Origin of the sequence: Gordonia sp. i37 (assembly GCF_002043085.1) — a bacterium.
Classification (GTDB): Bacteria; Actinomycetota; Actinomycetes; order Mycobacteriales; family Mycobacteriaceae; genus Gordonia; species Gordonia polyisoprenivorans.
In genome coordinates this window covers 1-3,242 of record NZ_MVPX01000028.1, presented here as the reverse complement: position 1 = coordinate 3,242, position 3,242 = coordinate 1, and the positions used below count along the sequence as shown (strand labels likewise).

Here is a 3,242-nt window from a genome sequence, read left to right as displayed (position 1 = left end):
GTCGTCGACCACCTCGCCCCACCGACCGTCTTCGTCGATCTCCGCCCACTGCGGCTCGAGTTCGATTGCGCCGTCGTGCATCTTGTCGGCGCGGTACAACACGACCTTGCCGCCGTAGGGCGTCGGAGCGATGTTGGTGAGTGCGCGGTTGTCGATGAACGAGGTGCGCTGGTGCTCGATGATGCCGCCGGGGATCTTGGTGCCCGACATCGACATCATCTCCATGATGATCGCGAACTGCCCCTCGTCGTCGGCCTCGACGAGCCGATCCATCGGGATCGGGATGTCGGCGTCGAGATCGTAGTTGCGGATCGCGAAGTCCTTCCAGCGCTCCAGTCGGGCCCGCTTGGTGTCGGGGGTCTCCACGACATCGTGGCGGGGACGGACGACGTCGATGAGACCGACGAAGTCGACCTCCTCGCCCTCGTCGCGCAACACCTGCGCGGCACCATAGGCGAGCGCGCCGCCGAGCGACCAGCCGACCAGAACGTACGGGCCGTGCGGCTGCAACTCGCGCAGGCGTGGCATGTATTGCCGCACACGCTCTTCGATGCTGCCCTCGACCCTGTCGAAACCGATGACCGGCACCGAATCCGGCAGCCGCTTGAGCAGCGCCTCGTACGCAGAGGTGTTACCGCCGGCGGGATGGAACAGCAGCACCGGCGTCGGATCACCGGCCTGCGGGTCGTAGGTCTTCTTCCCGTCGATCAGTCGCAGGTAGCGCACGAACCCGTCGGTGTCGGCGGCCGCGTCGAGGAACTCGCGAACATAGTTCGACATTTCCTCGATGGTCTCCGAATCGAGGATGTCCTCGACGTCGATGTCACCACCGGTGCGCTCGTTGAGCTTGTCGGTGAGCGCCTGTGCCACATCCTCTTCGAGGACCGGCAGCTTGTTGAAGATGCCGCCGGCCGAGCGTTTGGTGACCACCGCATACACCCCGAACGTGAGCCGTTCGGCGGCGTCACGCGGCGGGACATCGGAGCCCGCGGCCTCGGCGACCGCGGCCTGCGAGGTGAGGTCGGCGGGCTTCTGGGCGCTGTCGGCGGCAGTCGGGGCGCTGTCAGCGGCAGCAGGAGCGCTGTCGGCGGCAGCAGGAGCGCTGTCAGCGGCAGCAGAAGCACTGTCGGCCCGTTTGGCGTTCTGCTCGTCGATGTAGGCGTTGAGCGCGGCGGTATCGAGTTCGCCTCCGCCGGCGGCATTCTCGGCGAGGTCGTCGAGTTCGTCACGGTGATGGACCGCGTAGTTCACGAACTTGGAGACATCGGAGAGATTCGCCTGCCGCATCGCCTGAAGTTGCAGCTGCGGGATGTCGAACTCGAATTCGACGCGATTCTTGATGCGCACGGCCATCAACGAATCCAGGCCCAACTCGACGAGCGGGATCTCGCGGGGCAGATCTTCCGGGTCATAGCCCATGGATTCGCCGACGATGATCGCGAGCCGGTCGTCGATCGACTCACCGGACTGCGGGTCCCACTTGTTGCCGATGTCGTCGATGATCTCGTCCTCGACGACCACCGAGTTGTCGATGTAGCCGACCTTGCGCGGATCGATGGCGCCGTCGGCGTTCTGACGAGCGCCGTCGGCGGGCTGGGGGGCGCTGTCGGCGGGTTGGGGGGCGCCCTCGGCAGTACCGGCGACGGTGGCGCCGGTGACGACCGCCTCGAACAGCAGGCGGAAGTTCTTGTCGTGCTTGGCATGCACGGTCACCGACGCACCGCCCGGATGCGGGCTCAGCGTCGTCGTGAGCGTACCCTCGCCAGCACCGATCTCGCCGTGGGCCACCGCGGCACCGACCGTCGCCTCGGTGAGGACCTGCGCGGCCGCGGCACGGACCAGCTCACGCAGGTCGGTGACCGCGCCGGCGTTGACCTCCCAGGCATGCCGGCCGTCGGGCAACGCCACGTGTGCACCGGGGATCGATCCGCTGCCCCCACCGGAATTCACGGTGGCCTTGAGCCAGTACGGCTTTCGCTCGAAACGGGTGCGCGGGATGTCGGCGAACCCCCGGCCGGCGCCGGTGCCGAACAGCGACGCGACGTCCACGGCGTGACCGTGCACGTACAGCTTCATCAGGGCGTTGATGACGCCGAAGCTCTCGTCCTCCTTGCGGCGCAGCGTCTCGATCAGCTCGGCGTCGTGGAGTCCGGCCGAGAACGTCACCGCCGCAACGGAGATCAGGACCGCCGGGTTGGGCGAGAGTTCGAGGAAGGTGCGGTGACCGTTCTCCACCGACTTCGCGATGGCCTGCGAGAACCACACGCTGTGGCGCAGTCCCTTGAGGAAGTAGTCGATGGTGTGCACCGGCTCGTGCCCGGGACGATAGAAGGTCTCGCGGTCCACCGAACTGTAGAAGCCGACGGTCGGGCGGAGCGGTTCGATTCCGGTGAGCTCGTAGGCCAATTCGCCGAGCAGCGGATCCATTTGCGAGGTGTGGCTCGCACCCTTGGTCTGCAGTTTGCGGCCGAGTTTGCCCTCCTTCTCGGCGCGCTCGACGATGGCGTCGACCTGCGGCTCGGGACCACCGATGACGGTGTGGGTCGGCGCCGCATACACGCAGATCTCGAGGTCCGGGTAGTCGACGAGGACGTCGTTGATGTCCTCGGCGGAGTATTCAACGAGGGCCATCAGCCGGATGTCGTCGCCGGTGAGCATCGACTCGCCCTCACCCATGAGACGCGAGCGCTGACAGATCACCCGTGTCGCATCCTCGAGCGAGAGTCCACCACTGATGTAGGCGGCCGAGGCCTCCCCCATCGAATGCGGTACCAGCACACCGGGTTGCGCGCCGAAGTGGCGCAGCGTGTCGGCGAGGGCGACCTGGATGGTGTAGATGCCGACCTGGCTGGTCTCGATGCCGTAGGTCTGTGCGTCGTCGAGGAACATCTCGACGATGGAGTATCCGAGTTCACGCTGCACGAGGTGATCGACGCGGTCGGCGTACTTGGCGAAGACCGGGTTCTCGGTGTAGAGCTGTTTGGCCATCTTGCGGTGCTGCGACCCGAAGCCGCTCAACAACCACACCGCCGATGCGGCGTCCGGCGAATCCGCCGAGTACACAAGCGGATTGGCCTTGCCCTCGGCCACCGCACGCACACCCTTGACGGCGTCCTCGTGGGAGCGGGCCATCACGACGGCGCGCGACCGTCCGTGGTTGCGGTGGGCAAGCGCACGCCCGATGTCGGCGAGCGGGGTGGCTTGTCCGGCATCGGATTCGAGCCATTCGAGCAGATCGGCGG

The 3,242-nt window shown here is 66.6% G+C and carries 1 protein-coding gene; it reads right to left on the bottom strand.

The window, feature by feature from the left end:
- A partial coding sequence (locus B1964_RS01140; RefSeq protein WP_139765576.1) for an acyltransferase domain-containing protein occupies positions 1-3,242 on the bottom strand: 3,242 nt, incomplete at both ends.